The 423-nt window shown below is 66.9% G+C and carries 1 protein-coding gene; it reads right to left on the bottom strand.

Features of this window, described 5'->3' with window-relative positions:
* Positions 1-36 precede the first annotated feature (36 nt).
* Positions 37-423 (bottom strand): RNA-binding S4 domain-containing protein (locus tag EN984_RS37395; RefSeq protein WP_127384490.1); only part of this gene is annotated, 387 nt, incomplete at its 5' end.

Raw genomic sequence — 423 nt, 5'->3', positions numbered from 1 at the left:
GTCCCAGAACCACTGCGTGTTTTTGGACGCCAGGCATCAATCTTCGCCGAGCAATCGGTCGGTCTGGCGACGTTCCTTCTTGGTCGGGCGGCCGCTGCCGGCCTCGCGCAGCCCCGGAATTGCATCGGGAGGGGCTTCGCCCTTCGGTGCGGGCGGTGGCGACATATCCTCGTAGAGCGTCCGGGCCTCCTCGGCCGGGCCGCGCCGTGCACCGGCGCCGAGCACCTTCCAGATGAAGATGCGACGCTCGAGCGTGATGGTCAGGACGTCGCCTGGCTTGACTTGGTCGGAGGCCTGCGCTGCTTTGTCGCGATTGATGCGGACCCGGCCGGCGACGACCAACTTCGCCGCCAGCGCATCGACAAATGGCTGTTCTTCTCCCGCGCCGTGAAATCGCGCTCGCTGGCGGCCTTCGGCAACCAT

It is taken from the genome of Mesorhizobium sp. M7A.F.Ca.CA.004.12.1.1, assembly GCF_003997835.1.
Classification (GTDB): domain Bacteria; phylum Pseudomonadota; class Alphaproteobacteria; order Rhizobiales; family Rhizobiaceae; genus Mesorhizobium.
The sequence above is the reverse complement of the archived record's forward strand: the minus strand, read 5'-3'. Positions and strand labels throughout refer to the sequence as shown.